The following is a 19,779-nucleotide window of genomic DNA, read 5'->3' as shown; positions in this document are numbered from 1 at the left end:
GGCGGTGATTTCACCCTTGTGCACAGCACAGACAGGAAGTGAGCCGCCCATGTACCAGCCCACCAGCACGCGCCGCCGCCACGGCCACCGACTCGCCGGCCTGGCGGTGGCGCTTTTTTGCGCTCTCGCGCCCCTGGGCAGCGGGGCCGCGCCCGCGGTGACCTCGTCTCCGCAGGTGCTGCGCATGGCGCAGGCCGCGGAGAAGGTCAGCCTGGCCGAAGCCACCCGGATGGTGCAGGAACGCACCGGCGGGCAGGTCTTGCGCGCGGAGACCAAGCGCGACAAGGGCCGCGCCGTGCACCGCATCCGCGTGCTCACCGAAGACGGCCGCGTGCGCACCATGCACGTCGATGCCGAGACCGGGCGGATGTACTGATTCCCCGCGCCGCAGGGCGTGATGGCGGAGGAAAGAGATGCGTGCACTGCTGGTCGAGGACGACGAAACCCTGCGCCATGGCCTGGCCGCGGCCCTGCGCGCGGCGGGCTGGCAGGTCGACGAGGCGGCGGACGGGCGCGAGGGGCTGTACTTTGCCGAAGAGATGTCGCCCGACGTGGCGGTGGTGGACCTGGGCCTGCCGCAGATGTCCGGGATGGACCTCATCACCGCGCTGCGCGGGCACGGCCGCGACCTGCCGGTCCTGATCCTGACGGCGCGCGACCGCTGGCAGGACAAGGTGGCCGGCCTGAAGGCGGGCGCCGACGACTACATGGTCAAGCCGTTCCATACCGAGGAGCTGCTGGCGCGCCTGGAGGCGCTGGTACGGCGGGCCGCGGGATGGTCGCAGCCGGTGCTGGATTTCGGCGTCATCAGGTTCGAGCCGGGCGCGCAGCGCGTGGAACGTGCCGGCGAGCCGGTCGAGCTCACCAGCTTCGAGTACCGACTGCTGGAATGCCTGGTGCTGCGCGCCGGGCAGGTGGTGTCCCGCGCCGAGCTCATCGATCGCCTGTATGAACAGGACTACGATCGCGACAGCAACACGGTCGAAGTGTTCGTCGGCCGCCTGCGCCGCAAGCTCGACCCGGACGGCACGCTGAAGCCGATCGAGACGCTGCGCGGGCGCGGTTACCGCTTTGCCCTCAAACCGGTGAGCGGGGATTGACGGCGGCGTGACCAGGAACTCGCTGCGCTCGCGTGTGCTGTTGAGCCTGGCCGTGGCCCTGCTGGTTTTTTTCGGTGCCACGGTGGTCGTGCTGGAATGGAGCCTGGACGCGAGCCTGACCAGGGCGCGCGACCAGGTGCTCGAGGCCCAGCTGCTGGCGATGATTGCCGTGGCCGAGCCGGCGCCGGACGGGCCGGGCCTGGTGTTGCCGGAGCCCCCCGATGGGCGCATGTTGCGGCCGGGCTCCGGGCTCTATGCCGAGATCCGCGACGGGGCCGGGCAGCCGGTGTGGCGCTCGCCCTCGGCGCTCGGCCTGGAGCTGGAGCTGCCGCCGGCCGGCGCGCCCGGCGCGCGCGATGGCTGGGTGCAGGCGCAGCCGGACGGGCCCGGCCTGGCGCTGAGCAGCCTGGTGATCGAGTGGGAGTTCGACGACGGGCACACCGAGTCCTATCGCTTCGTCGTGGCCCAGGGCCTCGAGACCTGGCTGGCGCAACGCCGCGCGTTCCGTTTCGGCCTGGTGAGCTGGTTCGGTGCCCTGGCCGCCGCAACCCTGGCGCTGCTGGCATTCGTATTACGCCGCGTGATGCGTCCTCTTGGGCGCATCGAGCAGGAAATCCATGAAATGGAGACGGCACAACGCGACCAGCTCTCGGCCGGCTGGCCGGAGGAGCTCAGCGGTGTCGCGGACAACCTGAACACGCTGCTGCGCCACGAGCGGGAGCGCCAGCGACGCTACCAGGAAAGCCTGGGCAACCTGGCGCACAGCCTGAAGACGCCGCTGGCCGCGGTGCGGACGCTGCTGCCGGCACACGGCGCTGCCGCCGGTGGCGAGGTGGATGCCGTGCGAACGGAACTCGAGCGCATGGATCGCATCATCGGCTGGCAGTTGCGCCGCGCGGCGGCCGCCGGCAGCGCCGGGCGGGTGGGGCTCGCACCGGTGCCGGTCGCGCCGGTGGTGCGAGACCTCGCCGCGATTCTCGACAAGGTTTACCGGGAGCGCGTCACCCGCTGCGACATCGATGTGCCGGAAGGCTTGCGCTTCCGCGGCGAGGAAGGCGACCTGCAGGAAATCCTCGGCAACCTGCTCGACAACGCCTGGAAATACGGCCGCACCCGGGTGCGCGTGAGCGGCCATGCGGGCGCGCCGGGATCGATCCGGCTGCGGGTGGAGGACGACGGGCCCGGCATGGCGCCGGAGCGCGCGGAAGAAGCGCTCACCCGCGGCGCCCGCCTGGACGAGAGCCACCCCGGGCAGGGCATCGGGCTCGCCGTGGCGCGCGAACTGGTCAAGGCTTACGGCGGCGAGATCTCGGTGGAGCGCTCCGACCTCGGCGGAGCCGCCATCAGCCTGCGGCTGCCCGGCGCCTGAGGGCGGCCGGGCACTCGCCTCAGGCCTTGCCTTTGCGCGAGACGGCGCGCCGGGCGCCGGCCTTTTTCGCCGCGCCGCGCGCGGCCTCGTGCTCCTCGATCATCTCGATCAGCTGGCGCCAGGAGTAGCGCCGGGACGGCTCGCGCGCGCTCTTGCGGAAGTAGTACAGGCTGCCGGCGGAGATCAGAAAGCGGCCGCGCAGGTTTTCTTCGCTGTCGGTCACCTTGACCACGATGTCGAGGCCGGCCTTGCGTTGGGTCTTTGCCATCCCGCGCTCCTTCTTGTTCCGGGTGACTGCTTCGGTGCGTGCAACCTGGAAGACTAACCGATGTAGGCGCGCGAGGCATCGGCAAGCAGCTGCTGCGCCGGCAGCGGCGCCGCCAGTTGCGCCAGTTCCGCCAGCATCGGCGCCAGGTCCGCACGCTCGTCGACGTCGGTCAGGGGGGGGAGTTCCAGCCATGCGCCGGCGCCCGCCATGGCGGCGCGAAACCCGGCCGCCGTCTCGGCGGTGCCGCAAGGGGCTTCGGTCCATGCCGTCTCGTCGAGGAGACGATTGGCGCCGATGAGCCAGAAGCCGCCGTCGCGTGCCGGGCCCATGACGAGGTGCGGCGCGGGATCGTCGAGCCATGCGGCGGCGCGGGCCAGCACGGCCGGATCGAGTTGCGGCGTGTCGGCGCCGAGCAGCAGGCCGGCGCCGTGGCGCTCGACCAGCATCGTGTGTACGCGGCCCATGCGTGCGCCGAGATCACCCGCGCCCTGCGCCAGCAGCGGCAGCCCGGGCCAGGCGCTGCCGCTCGCCGCCGGATCCTCGGCCACGGCCCAGTACGGGGCGAGCGTCGCGACGCGCTGGGTCACGGCGCCCGTGGCTGCCGCGGCCGCGCGGTACCACGCGGTGGCGGCCGCCGTGCCGATGGCCGCCGCCAGCCGCGTCTTGAGCGGCGACAGTCCGGGCGTCTTGACGAAAATGGCGGCGCCGACGCTCATCGTCCAGCATGCTTGCGCACGGCCATGGCGCGGAAGCGCCGGGCCTGGGACAGCGTCAGCCCGGCATGCCGCAGGGTGGTGCGCAGCCAGCCCTGCTCGCGGTAGCGGCGCGCGCTGCTGTGGACAGGCTGGCCCAGGTCCACCAGCGCAATCCCCGCGACGCGCGCCGTCCATACCAGCGCATGGTCCTCGCCGGCAGGCAATGACTCGTCGAAGCCGCCCAGGCGCACAAAGGTGCTGCGCGACAGGATGAAGCCCTGGTCGCCGAAGGGCAGCCCCGCCCAGCGGCTGCGCACGCCGGCGCCGAAGCCATTGAGCCGGGCGGCCCACGGACCGTCGTCGAGATAGTGCAGGCGGAAGTAGCCCAGCGCGTCGTCGCGCGCGAAACCGAGTGCCGCGTCGAGGGTGCGCGCCGGCAGGCGGGAATCAGCGTGCAGGAACCAGAGTACGCCGCCGGCCGCAGCCGCGGCCCCCGCATTCTGCTGGCGCGCCCGGCCGGCCGGCGCCTCGAGCCAGCGCGCCGGAACGCGCAGGCCGTAGGCTCGTGCGTCGAAGCCGGGCGGCACAGCGCCGGTGGGCGCCACGAGGATGATTTCCGCGTCGGCCGCGAGCGCCGCGAGGTCGCGCAGCAGTCCCGTCCAGGCTCGGTCGCCGGGACCGACCGGGACGATGACGGACAGCTTCAGCCGCGCCGCCATGCGAAGAAACGCGCGGCGAAGCGCAATGCAGCGGCGGGCGCGTGCGCGCGTTTCCACGCCCCGGCAGCGTACTTGTTGGCTTCCATCAGGGTCGGATAGATATGGATGGTGCCGAGCAGCTTGTTGAGACCGAGCCCGTGCTTCATGGCGAGGACGAACTCCGCGACCAGGTTGCCCGCCTCCGGGCCGACAATGGTGGCGCCGAGAATCTTGTCCTTGCCGGGGGGCGTCAGCACCTTCACGAAACCCCGGGCCGTGCCGTCCGCGATGGCCCGGTCCAGGTCGCCGATGTCGTAACGCGTGACCTCGTGCGCCACGCCCTGCGCCCTGGCCTCGTCTTCCGAGAGCCCGACGCGCGCCACCTCGGGGTCGGTGAAGGTGGCCCAGGGAATCACGCGGTAGTCGGCACGGAAGGACCAGAAGGGCGACAGGAGGGCGTTGACCGCCGCATACCACGCCTGGTGCGACGCCACGTGCGTGAACTGGTAGGGGCCGGCGACGTCGCCACAGGCGTAGATGTTGGGGAAATTGCTGCGCAACAGGCGGTCGACGGCGACGGTGTTGCGCTCGCCCAGCGTCACACCCAGCGCCTCGAGGCCGAAGCCCTCGGTGTTCGGCCGCCGGCCCAGCGCGATGAGCAGGCGGTCGAAGGGCAGGGCGACTTCGCGGCCGTCATGCTCGCAAAGCAGTTGATGCGCCCCGTTCGCCGTCTCCACGCGCACCGCGCGGTGACCCGTCGCCAGCTTGAGCCCCTCGGCCTGCAGGGCCGTGGCGAGCAGCTGCGCGGCGTCCTCGTCCTCGCGCGGCAGCAGGCGCGGCGCCATCTCGACGATGGTCACCTCGCTGCCGAAGCGCTGGAAGCATTGCGCCAGCTCCGCGCCGATGGGCCCGCCGCCGAGCACCACCAGGCGCTGCGGTAACTCGCGTAACGCCCAGACGGTGTCGCTGGTGAGGTAGTCCACCTGGTCGAGGCCCGGCAGCGCCGGCACCAGCGGGCGCGCCCCGGTGGCGATGACGATGTTGCGCGCCGAGATGCGCCGGCCGTCGACCTCGATCTCCCACGGCGACACCAACCGGCCCGTGCCCTGCACCACGTCGACACCGAGTCCGGTGTAGCGCTCCACGGAGTCGTGCGGCTCGACCTGGCGCACCACGTCCTGCACCCGGTCCATGACGCGGGCGAAATCGAATTGCACTTCGGCCTTGTCGATGCCGTAGTGCCGTGCATCCCGGGCGTCCGCGACCAGGCGCGCCGAGCGGATCAGCGCCTTGGAGGGCACGCAGCCGGTGTTCAGGCAGTCGCCGCCCATGCGGTGCTTCTCGATCAGCGCGACCTTCGCCTTGACGGCCGCAGCGATGTAGGCCGTCACCAGCCCCGCGGAGCCGGCGCCGATCACGGCCAGGTTGTAATCGAAGCGTCGCGGGCGGCGGTGGCCGCGATAGACGCGGCGTCCCTGCAGCCAGCGCGCGAGCCACCGCGTCAGCAGCGGCATGACGCCGATGAGGGCGAAGGCGGCGACCAGCCCGGGCGAGAACACGTCGCCCGGGGACTCGATGCGCGCCAGCTGCGTGCCGGCGTAAACATAGACCGCGGTGCCCGGAAGCATGCCGACCTGGCTGACCCAGAAAAAAGTCCAGGTGCGCAGGCCGGTCAGTCCCGCGAGCAGGTTGATCATGAAAAAGGGAAACAGCGGCACCAGGCGCAGCGTGAACAGGTAGAAGGCGCCGTCGCGGTGAATGCCCGCGTCGATGGCCTCGAGCCGCTTGCCATAGCGCCGGCGCAGCGGTGCGCGCAGCAGGAAGCGGGCGACCAGGAACGCCAGCGTGGCGCCGAGGGTGCTGGCGAACGAGACCAGCACCAGGCCGTGCAGGAAGCCGAACACGGCGCCGCCGGCCAGGGTCATCACCGCGGCTCCGGGGATCGACAGCGCCACCACGGCGATGTAGAGCAGGCCGAACGCCAGCGAAGCCACCAGCGGTCGCGCCTCGGTCCAGTCCTGCAGGGCGACCTGTTGCGCCTTGAGTCGCTCCAGGGTGAGCGCGTCGCCCGCGCCGGAGGCCCACAGCACGATGAGCACGGCCGCAATCAGCCCCGCTGCGATCCAGCGCCAGTAACTCCTGCCGTTAGCTTTCATCTTGTCTCCGGACTGTCGGGTCGTACGTGTCATGAGACCCGGCAAAGTCGCGGAACATTACCGGAACGCTCAGCGCATGTGCGGCGGCTCGTTCCTGATCACCGGGTCGAAGACCCGCGGCGGCTCGCCCTTCTTGGCCTTCTTGAGCTTGTACAGCAGGCCGTATTGCCACGAGCCCTCAGTCTGGTTGCGGTCCGTGACCAGGATGCGGTCTTTTTCGTGCAGCCAGTCATGGAACTCGTCCGCCGGGGGCGTGCCGTCGCCGCACCAGCAGGTGCCCACCAGGCGCCACTTCTGCCGTGATTCCGCATCGAGCTTCCAGCGGATGCGCTGGTCGCTTTCCTGGACCGTCAGGCAGTCCGGTGTCACCTGCACGGCGCCGGCTGCGTTGATGCTGACGGTGACTTCCAGGGGCTTGTTGCTGGTCGCCTTCTTCGCGCTCTTCTTGTCAGGCATGTTCTCTCCTCCACGTGGCGTTCCGCTGCAGTGCACGGTACCCGTTACCGGCCGGGCCCGGCTATGATGCATCAAACGGCTGATGCACGGGGCCATGGATCGTTCCGAGCGCTTCCACAAGATCATCCGCCTGCTCAAGGAGCGGCGGGTGGTGTCGCGCGACGCCTTTCTCGAGGCGCTGCAGGTGTCGCGTGCGACCTTCAAGCGCGACCTCGAATACCTGCGCGATCGCATGGACGCCCCGATCCTCTGGGACGCCGAGGCCGGTGGCTACCGTCTCGCCGCCGACGACGGGGAACACCAGAACTACGAGCTGCCCGGCCTGTGGCTGAATGCCGGCGAGATCTATGCCCTGCTGGCGATGGAGCAGCTGCTCGACGGGCTGCAGCCCGGCTTGCTCGGGCCCCACGTGCGGCCCTTGCGGGACCGTATCCGGCGCCTCATCGAGGTCGGCGAGCATTCGGCCGAGGACGTGGGGCATCGCATCCGCGTCCTCGAGGTCGGCAGCCGTCCGGTGGAGCCGGAGTGCTTCCAGGTCCTGGCCTCGGCGGTGCTCTCCCGCAAGCGCCTGCGCATCCGCCACTACAGCCGGGTGCGCGATGAGACCACTGAGCGCACCCTCTCGCCGCAGCGGCTGGTGCACTATCGGGACAACTGGTACCTGGACGCCTGGTGTCATGAGCGGCAGGCGCTGCGCACGTTCTCGGCCGACGCCATCGTGGACGCCGAGATGCTGGAGCGCAGCGCGCGCGAGATCTCGGAGGCACGGCTCGACCGTCACCTCGGCTCCGGCTTCGGCATTTTTTCCGGGGCGCGTACCGAGACCGCGGTGCTGCAGTTCACGCCGGACCGCGCCCGCTGGGTGGCGCGCGAGAGCTGGCACCCGGAACAGGAAGGGCAGTTCCAGCTGGACGGTTCCTACCTGCTCAAGGTCCCGTACAGCGATCCGCGCGAACTGGTGATGGATATCCTGAAGTACGGCCCGGACGTCGAGGTCCTGGCCCCGGAACCCCTGGCGCGCCTGGTGTCCGACCGTCTCGCCGAGGCGCGCGCCCGCTACGAGGTGCGTGGCGGGTACTGAATCCCGCTGCAACCCCGCGGCGAAAATCTTGTCTGACGGTTCATCTACGCCTCGAGGAGCTACCGCACGTGCTCTCCGCCCTGCTGGAAAAAAAGACCCGCATGATCACGCCCGAGGAGGCGCTGCCCGGCCGCGCCGAGCCGCTGCCCGTACCGGCGAGCCATTTCGTCAACGGCCGCCCGATGCAGCCGCCTTATCCGCCCGGGATGGAGGTGGCGGAATTCGCGCTGGGCTGCTTCTGGGGCGCCGAGCGCCGCTTCTGGCAGGCCCCCGGCGCCTGGGTCACCGCGGTGGGCTATGCCGGCGGCTTCACGCCGAACCCCACCTACGAGGAAGTGTGCTCGGGTCGGACCGGCCACGCCGAGGTGGTGCGCGTGGTGTTCGATCCCCGCGAAACCAGCTACGCGGAGCTGCTGAAGGTGTTCTGGGAGGTGCACGACCCGACGCAGGGCATGCGCCAGGGCGGCGACGTGGGCACCCAGTACCGCTCGGCGATCTACACCCATGGTGAAAGCCAGCAGGCGCTGGCCGTAGCGTCCGCGGCGGCCTACCAGGAGGCGCTGGCAGCGGCGGGACGCGGCGCCATCACCACCGAGATCCGTTCCGCGCCGGCGTTTTATTTCGCCGAGGACTACCACCAGCAGTACCTCGCGAAGAACCCGGGTGGCTATTGCGGGCTGGGTGGCACCGGGGTGTCCTGCCCGGGCTGAGGCAAGCGTGCCGAGGGTGACTTCGGCCTAGCGGACCAGGCCGTCCTTGCGCAGGCGGTCTGCGATCGCTCCGGACACCTCGGCGAGCCCGCCGGCGCGCGATTCCAGGTCGTGCGCGGTCGTGACCAGTTCGTAGACCAGGGTGGCGCCGGCCGTCTCGTACAACCTGCTGGCGATCTCCACCGAGCCCTGCACGGTGGTGATCGGGGGCGCGGTGCGGAATTCGCCGTAAACGACCGGCACGCCATAGACGCCGTAGCTGCGGTAGGCGCCATAGCCGCCGTAGTAGCCGGTTTCGTAATCAAAGCCCGTGGGCTTGTAGTAGCCGTCGCCGCGGGTTTCGCTGCTGCCGCCTTCACTGGCTTCGACCTCGGCGGCGATCAGGAAGGTGGCAAGCACGGCATCCGCGTTGCGCTCAGCGATCGCGCGTTCGACATTCTCGCGCGTCAGCGGCTCCTTGCTGGAGAGCACTCGGCAGCTGGTGAATACGGTCGTGGCCTCGCTGCGCACCTGGTTGGCGACGAAGCCTTCGAAGGCGCAGCGCTGGTTGTAATCCGGGCTGACCCCGACCACGAGCACCCGCTCGAAGGACTGGTCGCGGGGCACTCCTTCCTGCCACTCGCCCTGCACCTTGACGGGCTGGGCGCAGCCGGAGAGCGTGGCGGCGCCCGCCAGCAGGAGCAGCACCGCAGGGGCAGCGCGCCGGGTCATCCTTCCATGTAACAGCCTGGCCCGCATGGCGCGCTCCCCAAAAGCGCAGATTACACCCGACTATTCTCCCGGCGTCACGCCCTGCACCGGCTCGGTGGGCAGGTCCTCGGTGCTGGGCGCCTCGGGCGCGCGCCAGCGCAGCGCGGCGGCCTGGGCCTGGCGGCTGAAGTCCATCGACTCCGCCAGGATCCGGGCTGCCTCCTGGTCGGCATGGAAGCCCTTCGAGTTCTCGCTGCTGATGTAGTCCAGCCGCCACATGGCCTTGCGCTGCAGGTCGAAGACTTCCTCCAGGTCGGCGTCGGTGGCGCCGGCGGCCTTGGCCTCCATGATGGCGTCGAGCATCTCGGTCACCGCCTCGCCGGCGCGGTTGGTCAGGGACACGGTGCGCGCCTGGATGGTCTCTACGCGGTTGCGCAGTTCGTCCTCGCTGACGTTGTGGCAGGTCTGGCAGGCGCCATTGATGTTTTCCATCGGGCTGCGCACGTTGTGGTTGCTGACCTTCATGGCGCCCTCGCGCTCATAAGGCATGTGGCAGTCCGCGCAGCTCACGCCGCTGCGGGCATGGATGCCCTGGCTCCACAGCTCGAACTCCGGGTGCTGCGCCTTGAAGGCGGGCGCGCCGGTTTCGCCGTGCTTGTAGTCGAAGAACGGCGTGCCGTCCGGGAATACCTTCTCGCTCCAGACCTGCTCGAGGTCCTCGACCGCCAGGCCCTCCCCCCAGGGGAAAGTCAGCGTGTCCTTGTTGGCGCAGTAGTACTCCACGTGGCACTGCCCGCAGGTGAAGGAGCGCATCTCCTGGCGCGTCGCCAGCTTGTTCGGGTCGTAGGGCTCGGCACGGCTGCCCGCGCGCCACTTCTCCACGCTCGGCAGGTGGGACGCATCGCCGTCGCCCGCGGCGAGGTCCGCGATGCCCTGCATGAAGCCGGGACGAGTGATGCGGATCGACATGGTCTCCGGGTCGTGGCAGTCGATGCAGGTCACGGGATGCGCCTCGCCGATCATCTCGTGGCCTTCCGGCAATTGCTGGCCGGCATATTCGCCGGTGAAGCCGCCCGTCGGGGCCATGGGGAACACCGGCTCGTTTTCGCCCGGCGTGCCGTCAGGCGTGGCGTAGAGCATCGCCAGCACTTCCTGGTAGGGCTTCCGGCTCAGTTCCTCGAAGCCGCGGATCACCGCGGGCATGTTGAAGTCTGCCGCCAGCTTCTCTTCGGTCACTTCCTCGCCCATCGCCTCGAGTCCGACGCGGCGATACAGCACCGTGGTCGAAGCATGGCAATGCAGGCAGGCGCCGGCCTGCGGCTTCTGCGTGACGCGCTCGGTCACGCCCTGGTCGTAAAGCATGTAGGCATGGCCGCGCGCCTCGCGGTAATCGATGCTGAAGGCATAGCCGGCATAGAGGCGCTTGAGCCAGGGCTGGTGGTCGAGCTTGCTTTCGGGCAGGGCGCTGCTGCCGCCGTAGAACTCGTCGCCTGCGGTCGACTTCCAGCCGTCGAACTGGCGCGGCCAGTTCTGGCCCCAGGGCTCCGGGTCCGTGCTGATCTCGCTGACCTCGGTCACGCGCACGAAAGGCTGGCGCGCGTCCTGCTTGTGGCTGAACATCGTGACCAGCACATAGGTCACCAGGATCGTGGCGACGATCGCGACCACGAACACAAGGCCGAGCAACAGGGTGTTCCCGCGTTGAGTGTCCGCCGTTCCATGGCTCGGTCGGCGGCTGTTCCCGGGTGCTGTCTTCATCATCATGGACCTCAAGGTGTGTCTAGCGCCGGCCCGCATGGCCGACGTCGCTATGGCAATGCACGCACAGCTGCATGTCGCCGCCGTGCTCTGCCGGGAGCAGGGCGTTGACCAGTTCGCCGTGGCAGGAGAGACACGCGTTCTGGGTTACGCGCCGGTTGCGTGCCTTGATCTGGATGGGTTCGTGGAAGTCACCGGTGGTGAACGCCAGCGCATGGAAGAACCCGTTGTCGGCCTTGGTGAACCACTTGCCGACGAAGTCGTGCGGCAGGTGGCAGTCGCCGCAAGCCGCCACGTCGTGGTGGCTCGATTGCACCCAGGAATCGAAGTGATCCTGCATGATGTGGCAATTGGCGCAGGCCGTCGGATCCTTGGTCAGGTACGACAGGCCGTCGCCGTAGCCGAGGGTGAATACGCCGAGCCCGCCCAGCACGCCGATGGCGATTGCGGTGGCGAAGGCAAGAACGCGGAATCCGGAAGTCTTGGAGGAAGCGGCGGGGGGAGGCACGCTCATAATTCACGCATATGAAATATATCTTTACTGCGCCCAGTTTTACGAAGAAGCGCCGGACCGGCAATACGCAGTATCCGAAGAATAGTTCATATTTCCCGGCTTGCCAGTCGCGCGAGTGGCGCAGGGACGCCGCGAGAAGTGTTTTCGATCAGGCCAGGCTGGCGAACAGCACCCAGCCGACGCCGAGCGGCGCGATGTAACGCAGCGCGAAGCGCCAGGCGCGAAAGCCCCAGCCTTCGTGCACACCCACTTCCTGGCGCGTGGTCTCGGCAGACAACACCCAGCCGACGAACACCGCGATCAGCACGCCGCCGAGCGGCAGCAGCAGGTTGGAAGTGAAGTAGTCGATCAGGTCGAACACCGTGGACTCGCGGAAGCGTTCGAAGCGGCCCAGAGGGAACCATCCGGCCCAGAGGTTGAATGAGAACACGGTGGCCAGGCCGACCACCCAGGCCAGCGCGCCGGCGGCTATGGCGGCCGGGCCGCGCTTCAGCCAGGCATGCTCTTCGGCCCAGGACACCATGGGCTCGAGGATGGCGATGGAAGAGGTCAGCGCAGAGACCAGCACCAGCAGGAAGAACAGGGCCCCGAACAAGGCGCCGGCCGGCATCTGGCCGAAGGCGATCGGCAGGGTGACGAAGATCAGGCCCGGGCCCTCGGCGGGATCGAGGGCATTGGCGAACACCAGGGGGAAAATGGCCAGGCCGGACATCAGGGCGACGAAGGTATCTGCCCCAGCGATGTAGATGGCGGAGGAACCGAGCCGCGTCTCCCGGTCGAGGTAGGCGCCATAAGTGATCAGAAGCCCCATGGCGACGCTGACCGAGAAAAATGCCTGGCCGATGGCCTGCAATACGACGCCCGAGTTGATCTTGGAGAAGTCCGCCTGGAACAGGAAGCGCACGGTTTGCGCCATGTCGCCCTCGATCGCCGCGTACAGCACCAGCGCGATCAGCATCAGCAGCAGTGCCGGCATGAGAAAGCGCACGGCGCGCTCGATGCCGCGTTTCAGGCCCACGGCCACGATGCTCACCGTCAGCGCCATGAACAGGCCGTGCAGCAGCGCCAGCGTGCCGGGCGAGCCGAGCAGTGCGGAGAACTCCGCCGCGACCTGGTCCGTTGAGGCGCCACGAAAATGCCCCAGCGCGAGCTTCGGCACATAAGCCAGCGCCCAGCCGGCGATGACGCTGTAGAAGGACAGGATGAGAAATACGGCGAGCAGGTTCATCCAGCCGACGAAGCGCCAGCCGGGACTGGCGCCGGCCTCGCGCGCCAGGGCGAGGAAGCTGTTGGGCGGGCTCATGCGGCCGCGCCGGCCGATCATCAGCTCGGCGATGACCACCGGCACGGCGACCGCGGCCACTGCCACCAGGTAGACCAGCACGAAGGCGGCCCCGCCGTTGACGCCGGCGGTGTAGGGAAACTTCCACAGGTTGCCCAGGCCGACGGCCGCCCCGACGGCCGCCATGAGGAACACCAGCCGCGATGACCAGTTCTCATGCGGTCCGCCGTTCCCCTGTTGCATCACCTTCTCCCCTCGCTCCCCGGGCCTGCGGCCGGTCTGGCGCCGGCTCCAAGCGCCGGATAATAGCGAATACGGGGCTGCATCGTCGCGCCCGAGGATTTACCCTAGTGCCCTGCCGGCCCCGCCCGGCCTGTTTCGTGAGCCTCCATTGCCCACCTTGTTGCACATCGATTCCAGCCCGCGGCTGGAAGAAAGCGTCACTCGCAGCCTGAGCGCGTACTTCGTGCAGCGCTGGTGCGAGCGCGTGCCCGCGGGCATCGTGGTCCGGCGCGATCTCGGCCTGTCGCCCCCGCCGCATCCGGATGCCTTCACGCTGGAGGCGGCAGCCGTGATCGAAGCAGCCCGGGATGCGCGCCAGCAGGCTGCGGCGGCGCTGTCCGACCGCTTGCTGGAGGAGCTCGAGGCCGCGGACGTCGTGCTCGTCGGCGCCCCCATGTACAACTTCTCCGTGACCTCGGGGCTCAAGGCCTGGTTCGACCTCGTGAGTCGCCCGGGCCGCACCTTTCGCTATGGTCCCAACGGCCAGGAGGGGCTGCTATCCGGGAAGATGGTGGTGGCGGTGACCGCGCGCGGCGGTTTCTACCGGCAGGGCGCCGGGAATACCACCGGTGAGGACCTGCAGGAGGCGCAGATCGACAGCTTCTTCCGCTTCATGGGCCTGGACGACATCCACTTCGTCCACGCCGAGGGCCAGGCCATCGATGCCGCCACGGCGGCTGCGCAGCAGGCGCAGGCCCGGACTGAGATCGACCGCCTGCTGGCGGCCTGAGCGCTGCGCCGCGAGGTGCGGCTACCAGTAGCGGACGCGGCCCGTGTCGACGTGCACGAAGTCGGAGTCGCGGTAGTAGCCCACGCCCCCTGCCTGCAGCCCGAGCGCCGCTTCGCGCAGCTGGCGGGTGTCGACGCCGCGCAGGCGCACGTCGATGGCCTTGCCTTCCATGTGCAGGCTGCGCTGCGCCACGCCGCTGCTGTTGTTCCTGAGCATCTGGTTGGTTTGCGGCGAGCGGTAGGCCGAGATGATCTCGTACGGACCGCGGCCGCCGGTCAGCTCCTGCACACGGTGCAGGATGTCGAGCACGCCAGGATCGATGGGATGCGCCTCCCCGCTGCGGAAATCGCGCAGGAAACGACTGATCTCCTCCAGCGCGTCGGGCAGGTGGTGATTGCCCTCGGCGTAGGTGACGCGAAGCTTCTCGCCCGTGTGCGTATGATAGAGCTCAAGAGCGCGCGGCCGTGCGGCCAGTGCCGCTGCCGGGGCCAGCAACAGCGCACCGGCGGCTGCGCCTCCGAACACGAGGCGACGGCGCGTGTGCCCGTGGCCGCCCAGGATGTCATCACACTGTTCACACATGGCTCTGTCTCCGTCACCGACTCCGCTGGCCCTGGTCGGCATAATCAGTCTTCGCGCCATCGCGGTGGCGTTGGGGGCGCTAATTTACCCCGGCATGGGGTCGGTAGCGCAAGCTTTTGTGGCGCCGCCCAGCCCCTCGATCGAGCTGCGCGCCGCGCTGGTGGACCTGGCCGCAGAACCCATGATCGCCGGGCAGCCGCTCTCGGACCTTGAACTGCTTGGCGTTTTTTACCAGCGCCGGGACTATCGCCCGGCATGGGATTCCGGCCCCAGGCTGGATGCACTGCTCGAGGCCATTCGCGCCAGCTTCGAGCACGGCCTGAGCCCGGAGGATTACCACCTCGAAGCCCTCGAGGCCCTGCGCGGGGCTTCCCTTGGCCGTGTCGATCACGTCCAGCTGGACCTGCTCGCCACCGCTGCCGTTGCGCGCCTGGCGGCGCACCTCCGGTTCGGCAAGGTGGATCCCGAAAAGTTCCACGCCAGCTGGAACTTCAATAACAGGCTCAATGACTTGCAGCGTGTCGCGCTGCTCGAGCAGGTGCTCGGGGCCGCGCACCCGGGGTCCGCCCTGGCGGCCCAGGCTCCTGACAGCGATTACTACCGCGGACTCATGCACCATCTCGCGCACTATCGTGAACTGGCTGCCCTGGGCGGCTGGCCGCCGGTCTCCCCGGGAGAGACGCTCCGCCCGGGCATGACCTCGCCGCAGGTACCGGAGCTGCGCGCGCGCCTCGCTGCCAGCGGCGACCTGGCCGTGGTGTCCACGCCCGCGGACCCTTTCCTGTTCGACGCGGAGCTCGAGGCTGCCGTCCGCCTGTTCCAGCTGCGCCACGAGCTGCAGGTCGACGGCGTGGTGGGGAAACGCACGCGCGCGGCCATGAACGTCCCGGTGGAGGCGCGCATCGACCAGCTGCGGGTGAACCTGGAGCGCGCACGCTGGGTTTTTCGCGATCTCGACGAGCGATTCCTGCTGGTCAACATCGCCCGCTTTCGCGTGCTGCTGCGCGAGGGCCATGAACTGCTCTGGACCACGCGTGCGGTGGTCGGGCGGCCTTACCGCCAGACGCCGATCTTTCGCGCCACCATGACGCACTTGGAGGTGAACCCGACCTGGACCGTGCCGCCGACCATTTTCCGGGAGGACCTGTTGCCGCAGATCCGCCGTGACCCGGGCGTGCTCGAGCGCCGCAACATGCAGGTGCTGGACTTCGGCGGGCAGATCATCGACCCCTGGACCGTGGACTGGCAGCGCGTGTCCGGCACGCGTCCGCCTTATTTCATCCGCCAGGCGCCCGGGCCGAACAACGCCCTGGGGAGGGTGAAGTTCATGTACCCGAACCCCCACCAGGTGTACATGCACGACACGCCGGAGCGCGAGTTGTTCTCGCGCGCCGAGCGCAGTTTCAGCTCGGGCTGCATTCGCATCCAGCGCCCGCTCGAGCTGGCAACGATCCTGCTGGACGGGAACGAGGTGGAGCAGCAGCGCATGGACGCGGCGCTAAGCAGCGGGAAGACGGTGACGATTGCCCTGCCGCGGCCGATTCCCGTGCTGACCCTGTACGGGACGGCCGTTCCGGAAGACGGCCGGATCCATTTCGCCAGTGACGTTTACGAGCGGGACCCGGCGGTTCTGGCGGCGCTCGACGCGCCTTTCCCTGGCGCGCGGCTGGCGGACTAGCCGTTCTCCGGCTCGGCAGCCACGCTGGGTTCCCCGTCGGGCGCAACTGCGACATGCAGCAGGATGGGCTGGCAGCACACCATGCAGTCCTCGACGTAGGACTGCTCTGCCACTGAGCAGTCGACCAGGATCTCGATCGCTTCCCCGCAGTAAGGGCAATCGATAGTGCAGGTCTCGAGCACGCCCCTTCAGTCCTCGTGCGAGGCCGCTTTCAGCGCCTCGGCGGCATCCACTGCAGCCTGTTCGTCGGCCTCGTCCTGGTCGGAAACGATTTGCGCTAGCTCTTCGCGGCGCCGCTCGGCCTCCAGGTCGCTGTCCGCCAGCGGCGCCTTGAGGACGATCTCGTACAGGTCCTTGCGCCGGTCCTTGAGGTTGGTGACGCTGCCGATCTCGTGCAACTCCTTGAGCAGGTCCATGTCGAGGTCGGCGATGATGGTCATCTCCGTGTTCGGCGTGGCCTCGGCCTTGATGGAGTTGGTGGGGAAGGCGAAGTCGGCGGGCGTGAAGATCGCCGACTGCCCGTATTGCACGTCCATGTTGTGGACCTGGGGCAGGTTGCCGACCGAGCCGGCGATGGCCACGTAGCACTCGTTCTCCACTGCGCGCGCCTGGGAGCACAGACGCACGCGCATGTAGGCGCTCTGCGTGTCGGTGAGGAAAGGCACGAACAGGATATGCATGTTCTGCTCGGCACAGATCCGCGCCAGCTCGGGAAACTCCGAGTCGTAGCAGATGAGGATGCCGATGCGCCCGCAGTCGGTGTCGAACACCGGGACCCGATCCCAGCCCGACATGCCCCAGATGGAAATCTCGTCCGGCGTGGGGTGGATCTTGCGCGACTGGTCCCAGGTACCGTCCCGGCGCAGCAGGAAGCTGACGTTGTAGAGCCGCTCGTGCTCCACCAGCGGCATGCTGCCGGCGATGATGTTGATGTTGTAGGACACGGCCAGCTCGAGGAAGCGCTGGCGGATCCAGTCGGTGTGCCTGGAGACCTCGCGGATGGCCTTGGGCTCGTCGAGGTTGTTGTACTCCGCCATCAAGGGCGCGTTGAAGAATTCCGGGAAGAGGATGAAGTCCGCCTTGTAGGCGGAGATGGCGTCGACGAAGAACTCCACCTGGTCCATCAGCGCCTCGCGGTCCTTGAACAGCCGCATCTGCCATTGCACCAGGCCGACGCGCACCACGCTGCGCGGACGGTTGATGAGCTTCGGCTTCTCCTCGTAATAAATGTTGTTCCATTCCAGCAGGGTGGCGTAACCGAGCGACTGGGTGTCGCGCGCCAGGTAGTTGCGCAGCAGCTTCTTGACGTGGAAACCGTTGGAGAGCTGGAAGGTCAGGGTCGGGTCATAGATGTTCTTCAGGTGGACCTGTTCGATGTACTCGCGCGGCGTCATGCGCTCGGCGTATTTCTCGTAGTTCGGGATGCGGCCGCCGGCCATGATGGCGCGCAGGTTGAGGTTCTCGCACAGCTCCTTGCGAGCGTCGTACAGCCGCCGCGCCAGGCGCATGCCACGGTATTCCGGGTGCACGAAGACCTCGATCCCGTAGAGCACGTCACCCTCGGGATCGTGGGTGTTGAAGCTGTAGTTGCCGGTGACGTCGCGAAAGGTGTGGCGATCACCGAACTCTTCATAATCGATGATGAGCGAGAGCGCCGAGGCCACGACCTTGCCGTTCACCTTCACGCACAGCTGGCCTTCCGGGAACAGGTCCAGCAGGCGGGCGATGGCCTCGTGCGGCCAGTAGTCCCCGCCGATGCCGGCGTAGGCCTCTTCCATCGCCTTGCGCAGTTCCTGGTAGTCCTCGAGCTTGAGATGCCCGAGTTCGATCTTCATGCCGGATTCTTCGCTCACGCGGTGGTTGCTCTTGTCGCAGAATAGCCCACAAGGGTACTGCCCGGGCGGACGGGCTGCCAGTTGGGTCGGTGCTGAACGAGATTCAGACGACGTGGTCGGCGATGTAGCGCGCCATGGCTTCCTCGGCGAAGAACACCTCCACCTTGCCCAGCTTGCGCAGGATCTTGGCGTGCAGCGCGTCGATGCCCTTCACCATCACGCGCTGCGCACCGAGCTCCAGCGCAAACATGGTGGCGACGATGCTGCGATTGGCATGGTCGCCCAGCGAGATGAATACCGCCGCGGCGTTGGGCAGGTCCAGCGTTTTCAGCACCTCCTCGTCGGCGCCGTCGGCGACCAGCGCGTTGGCGAGGCAGTCCTCGACGGCCTGCACTGCCTCCTCGTCGACGTCCACGCCGGTGACCCGGTGCCCGTTCTTCGCCAGCCGTTTTGCCAGGGCGGAGCCGAAGCGCCCCAACCCGATGACGACGAACCTGGAATGTTTCTCAGCCAACGATCACCTCGCTTTCCGGATAACGGATTTTCGGCCCCTGCGGCCGCTGCAGCAACATGGACGCCATGGCCAGCGGGCCCACGCGCCCGAGCAGCATCATGAGCACCAGCACGATGCGCGAGCCCTCGCCGAGCTCGGCAGTGATGCCGGTCGACAGCCCGACCGTGCCCAGCGCCGAGGTGGCCTCGAACATCAGGTCCATGAAATGCCCGCCGCCGCCGGAGTGCGCCAGGTTGTGTGACTCCAGGATCAGCAGCAGCATCAGGCCGGCCAGCAGTACCAGCGTGTAGACGGAGAGCACGGCCATCGCCGCGCCGATCATGCGGTCCGGCACGCGGCGGCCGAACGCAGCGGCCTGCCACTTGTGCCGCGCCAGGGCCAGCCCCTGCAGCGTCAGCACGCCAAAGGTGGACACCTTGATGCCGCCGGCGGTGGAGCAGGCGCCGCCGCCGACGAACATCAGCAGCAGCAGCGCAAACAGGGACGGATAGGCCAACGCCTCCATCGGCAGGGTGGAGAAACCCGCGGTGCGCGCCGTCACGCTCTGGAACAGGGCGGCGAGCGCGGTCTCGCCGGCCGACATGCCGGCAAAGGCGCCGTTGCGCTCCACCCCCCACAGGAACAGGGCCCCGCCGACGACCAGCACCGCAGAGACGACGAGCACCAGCTGGGTGTGGAAGCGCAGGCTGCGCCGGTCCTGCGCTTCACGGCGCAGGTGCAGCAGGTCCAGCAGCACCGGGAAGCCGAGGCCGCCCGCGACGATCAGCGCGGCCATGGTGAGAATCACCGCCGGGTCGCCCGACCACGGCGCCAGGCTGGCGTCCTGCAGTGAAATCCCGGCGTTGCAGAAACCCGAGACGGCATGGAACACGGCCCACCACAGGACTTCCGTCATCGGCCCGTCGCCGAGTCGTGCAAGGAACAGGGCCACGGTACCGACGGCCTCCATCACGAGCGTCACGGCAATCACCATGAGGATCAGCCGGCTGATGTCGGCGCCCAGCGGCGCGCCCAGCGTTTCCTTCGTCAGCACGTGGAAGCGCACCGGCTGGCGCCCGGTGATGCTGACGAACAGCAGCGTGCCGATGGACATGACGCCGAGCCCGCCGAGCTGGATGAGGCCCAGCACCACGGCCTGGCCGGTGAAGCTGAGCTGGGTCTCGGTGGAAATGACCATCAGGCCGGTCACCGATGCGGCGCTGGTGGCGGTGAACAACGCCTCGGTGAAGGTGAACGGGTCTGCGCCGGCCGCGCGGCATGCAGGCAACAGGAGCAACAGCGTGCCGGCCAGCATCAGCGCCCCGTACCAGGCGAACAGGGTGTGCGCCGGGTAGGCCGCCAGCGTGCCCGCGAACTTCACGAAATGGCGTTGCATGGCGGC

21 protein-coding genes are annotated in these 19,779 nt (G+C 68.6%); 7 read left to right on the top strand and 14 right to left on the bottom strand.

Translation table 11 applies throughout. The features are described from left to right. Nucleotides 1-49: 49 nt before the first annotated feature. From G8346_RS00745 to G8346_RS15040, 3 genes are read left to right on the top strand one after another with little or no spacing between them, the layout of a single operon-like run. Nucleotides 50-376: a PepSY domain-containing protein gene (locus G8346_RS00745; protein ID WP_166047213.1), complete on the top strand. Its 327-nt coding sequence runs from the start codon at nucleotides 50-52 to the stop codon at nucleotides 374-376. A gap of 37 nt (nucleotides 377-413) precedes the next feature. Continuing rightward, the gene (locus tag G8346_RS00740; protein WP_166047211.1) at nucleotides 414-1,100 is read left to right on the top strand and encodes a response regulator transcription factor; all 687 of its coding nucleotides are present in this window, start codon (nucleotides 414-416) and stop codon (nucleotides 1,098-1,100) included. Between the two features lie 7 nt (nucleotides 1,101-1,107). Beyond that, complete coding sequence (locus G8346_RS15040) at nucleotides 1,108-2,469, top strand: ATP-binding protein (protein ID WP_166047209.1); 1,362 nt, start codon at nucleotides 1,108-1,110, stop codon at nucleotides 2,467-2,469. A 19-nt stretch (nucleotides 2,470-2,488) separates the two neighbouring features. Here the strand turns inward: G8346_RS15040 and G8346_RS00730 are convergent, their stop codons facing one another. The 5 genes from G8346_RS00730 to G8346_RS00710 form a co-directional block, all read right to left on the bottom strand. Further along, nucleotides 2,489-2,737 (bottom strand): hypothetical protein, encoded by a 249-nt coding sequence (locus tag G8346_RS00730; protein ID WP_166047207.1) that lies wholly within the window; start codon nucleotides 2,735-2,737, stop codon nucleotides 2,489-2,491. 53 nt (nucleotides 2,738-2,790) lie between these two features. After that, nucleotides 2,791-3,453 carry a DUF2064 domain-containing protein gene (locus G8346_RS00725; RefSeq protein WP_166047205.1) on the bottom strand — a complete coding sequence of 221 codons (663 nt, stop codon included), beginning with the start codon at nucleotides 3,451-3,453 and terminating at the stop codon, nucleotides 2,791-2,793. Beyond that, a complete protein-coding gene (locus G8346_RS00720) occupies nucleotides 3,450-4,151 on the bottom strand; it encodes a glycosyl transferase family 2 (RefSeq protein ID WP_166047202.1) in 702 nt (233 codons plus the stop codon). Before G8346_RS00720 ends, G8346_RS00725 begins: the two co-directional genes overlap by 4 nt. Next, complete coding sequence (locus G8346_RS00715; protein WP_166047200.1) at nucleotides 4,136-6,286, bottom strand: FAD-dependent oxidoreductase; 2,151 nt, start codon at nucleotides 6,284-6,286, stop codon at nucleotides 4,136-4,138. The genes G8346_RS00720 and G8346_RS00715 overlap by 16 nt, the downstream gene beginning before the upstream one ends. A gap of 69 nt (nucleotides 6,287-6,355) precedes the next feature. Beyond that, entirely contained in the window at nucleotides 6,356-6,742 is a 387-nt protein-coding gene (locus G8346_RS00710) for a hypothetical protein (RefSeq protein WP_166047197.1), read from the bottom strand. A gap of 94 nt (nucleotides 6,743-6,836) precedes the next feature. Here G8346_RS00710 and G8346_RS00705 point away from each other — a divergent pair, with 94 nt between their 5' ends. Both G8346_RS00705 and msrA read left to right on the top strand, forming a co-directional pair. After that, on the top strand, nucleotides 6,837-7,823 hold the full coding sequence (locus tag G8346_RS00705; RefSeq protein WP_166047195.1) for a YafY family protein: 987 nt from the start codon (nucleotides 6,837-6,839) through the stop codon (nucleotides 7,821-7,823). Between the two features lie 101 nt (nucleotides 7,824-7,924). After that, nucleotides 7,925-8,533 carry a peptide-methionine (S)-S-oxide reductase MsrA gene (msrA, locus tag G8346_RS00700; RefSeq protein ID WP_206202519.1) on the top strand — a complete coding sequence of 203 codons (609 nt, stop codon included), beginning with the start codon at nucleotides 7,925-7,927 and terminating at the stop codon, nucleotides 8,531-8,533. 27 nt (nucleotides 8,534-8,560) lie between these two features. Here the strand turns inward: msrA and G8346_RS00695 are convergent, their stop codons facing one another. The 4 genes from G8346_RS00695 to G8346_RS00680 form a co-directional block, all read right to left on the bottom strand. Next, a complete protein-coding gene (locus tag G8346_RS00695) occupies nucleotides 8,561-9,244 on the bottom strand; it encodes a hypothetical protein (protein ID WP_166047191.1) in 684 nt (227 codons plus the stop codon). Between the two features lie 60 nt (nucleotides 9,245-9,304). Further along, a complete protein-coding gene (locus tag G8346_RS00690; protein WP_240901208.1) occupies nucleotides 9,305-10,909 on the bottom strand; it encodes an ammonia-forming cytochrome c nitrite reductase subunit c552 in 1,605 nt (534 codons plus the stop codon). Between the two features lie 94 nt (nucleotides 10,910-11,003). Beyond that, complete coding sequence (gene nrfH / locus G8346_RS00685; RefSeq protein ID WP_166047189.1) at nucleotides 11,004-11,495, bottom strand: cytochrome c nitrite reductase small subunit; 492 nt, start codon at nucleotides 11,493-11,495, stop codon at nucleotides 11,004-11,006. Between the two features lie 148 nt (nucleotides 11,496-11,643). Then, nucleotides 11,644-13,020: a sodium-dependent transporter gene (locus G8346_RS00680; protein WP_166047187.1), complete on the bottom strand. Its 1,377-nt coding sequence runs from the start codon at nucleotides 13,018-13,020 to the stop codon at nucleotides 11,644-11,646. A 148-nt stretch (nucleotides 13,021-13,168) separates the two neighbouring features. On the opposite strand from G8346_RS00680, the gene G8346_RS00675 reads away from it, so the two are divergent. Next, on the top strand, nucleotides 13,169-13,789 hold the full coding sequence (locus G8346_RS00675) for an FMN-dependent NADH-azoreductase (RefSeq protein WP_166047185.1): 621 nt from the start codon (nucleotides 13,169-13,171) through the stop codon (nucleotides 13,787-13,789). A 21-nt stretch (nucleotides 13,790-13,810) separates the two neighbouring features. On the opposite strand, the gene G8346_RS00670 is transcribed toward G8346_RS00675, so the two are convergent. Further along, on the bottom strand, nucleotides 13,811-14,371 hold the full coding sequence (locus G8346_RS00670) for a DUF882 domain-containing protein (RefSeq protein WP_166047183.1): 561 nt from the start codon (nucleotides 14,369-14,371) through the stop codon (nucleotides 13,811-13,813). Nucleotides 14,372-14,489: 118 nt separating this feature from the next. On the opposite strand from G8346_RS00670, the gene G8346_RS00665 reads away from it, so the two are divergent. Continuing rightward, nucleotides 14,490-16,049, top strand: a complete 1,560-nt coding sequence (locus G8346_RS00665; RefSeq protein WP_166047181.1) for a L,D-transpeptidase family protein — start codon at nucleotides 14,490-14,492, stop codon at nucleotides 16,047-16,049. Here G8346_RS00665 and G8346_RS00660 read toward each other — a convergent pair. The 4 genes from G8346_RS00660 to G8346_RS00645 form a co-directional block, all read right to left on the bottom strand. Beyond that, nucleotides 16,046-16,231, bottom strand: coding sequence for a CPXCG motif-containing cysteine-rich protein (locus tag G8346_RS00660; protein ID WP_166047179.1), 186 nt, complete (start codon nucleotides 16,229-16,231; stop codon nucleotides 16,046-16,048). The genes G8346_RS00665 and G8346_RS00660 overlap by 4 nt on opposite strands. 6 nt (nucleotides 16,232-16,237) lie before the next feature. Then, entirely contained in the window at nucleotides 16,238-17,884 is a 1,647-nt protein-coding gene (locus G8346_RS00655; protein WP_206202517.1) for a bifunctional GNAT family N-acetyltransferase/carbon-nitrogen hydrolase family protein, read from the bottom strand. A gap of 103 nt (nucleotides 17,885-17,987) precedes the next feature. Further along, nucleotides 17,988-18,398 carry a TrkA family potassium uptake protein gene (locus G8346_RS00650; protein ID WP_166047175.1) on the bottom strand — a complete coding sequence of 137 codons (411 nt, stop codon included), beginning with the start codon at nucleotides 18,396-18,398 and terminating at the stop codon, nucleotides 17,988-17,990. Next, nucleotides 18,391-19,773: a TrkH family potassium uptake protein gene (locus tag G8346_RS00645; protein WP_166047173.1), complete on the bottom strand. Its 1,383-nt coding sequence runs from the start codon at nucleotides 19,771-19,773 to the stop codon at nucleotides 18,391-18,393. The genes G8346_RS00650 and G8346_RS00645 overlap by 8 nt, the downstream gene beginning before the upstream one ends. Nucleotides 19,774-19,779: the final 6 nt, after the last annotated feature.

This window comes from Thioalkalivibrio sp. XN279 (assembly GCF_011089885.1).
In the GTDB taxonomy this organism is placed as follows: domain Bacteria; phylum Pseudomonadota; class Gammaproteobacteria; order Steroidobacterales; family XN24; genus XN24.
Note: the sequence above shows the minus strand (reverse complement) of the source record. Positions and strands in the feature narration are given on the sequence as shown.

Excerpts from the sequence above, each read along its gene's own strand:
- G8346_RS00715 (WP_166047200.1), bottom strand. The coding sequence starts at position 6,286 with ATGAAAGCTAACGGCAGGAGTTACTGGCGCTGGATCGCAGCGGGGCTG.
- G8346_RS00730 (WP_166047207.1), bottom strand. The coding sequence starts at position 2,737 with ATGGCAAAGACCCAACGCAAGGCCGGCCTCGACATCGTGGTCAAGGTG.
- G8346_RS00670 (WP_166047183.1), bottom strand. The coding sequence starts at position 14,371 with ATGTGTGAACAGTGTGATGACATCCTGGGCGGCCACGGGCACACGCGC.
- G8346_RS00705 (WP_166047195.1), top strand. The coding sequence starts at position 6,837 with ATGGATCGTTCCGAGCGCTTCCACAAGATCATCCGCCTGCTCAAGGAG.
- nrfH (WP_166047189.1), bottom strand. The coding sequence starts at position 11,495 with ATGAGCGTGCCTCCCCCCGCCGCTTCCTCCAAGACTTCCGGATTCCGC.
- G8346_RS00695 (WP_166047191.1), bottom strand. The coding sequence starts at position 9,244 with ATGACCCGGCGCGCTGCCCCTGCGGTGCTGCTCCTGCTGGCGGGCGCC.
- G8346_RS00645 (WP_166047173.1), bottom strand. The coding sequence starts at position 19,773 with ATGCAACGCCATTTCGTGAAGTTCGCGGGCACGCTGGCGGCCTACCCG.
- G8346_RS00740 (WP_166047211.1), top strand. The coding sequence starts at position 414 with ATGCGTGCACTGCTGGTCGAGGACGACGAAACCCTGCGCCATGGCCTG.
- G8346_RS00720 (WP_166047202.1), bottom strand. The coding sequence starts at position 4,151 with ATGGCGGCGCGGCTGAAGCTGTCCGTCATCGTCCCGGTCGGTCCCGGC.
- G8346_RS00725 (WP_166047205.1), bottom strand. The coding sequence starts at position 3,453 with ATGAGCGTCGGCGCCGCCATTTTCGTCAAGACGCCCGGACTGTCGCCG.
- msrA (WP_206202519.1), top strand. The coding sequence starts at position 7,925 with ATGATCACGCCCGAGGAGGCGCTGCCCGGCCGCGCCGAGCCGCTGCCC.
- G8346_RS00745 (WP_166047213.1), top strand. The coding sequence starts at position 50 with ATGTACCAGCCCACCAGCACGCGCCGCCGCCACGGCCACCGACTCGCC.
- G8346_RS00710 (WP_166047197.1), bottom strand. The coding sequence starts at position 6,742 with ATGCCTGACAAGAAGAGCGCGAAGAAGGCGACCAGCAACAAGCCCCTG.
- G8346_RS00680 (WP_166047187.1), bottom strand. The coding sequence starts at position 13,020 with ATGCAACAGGGGAACGGCGGACCGCATGAGAACTGGTCATCGCGGCTG.
- G8346_RS00655 (WP_206202517.1), bottom strand. The coding sequence starts at position 17,884 with ATGAAGATCGAACTCGGGCATCTCAAGCTCGAGGACTACCAGGAACTG.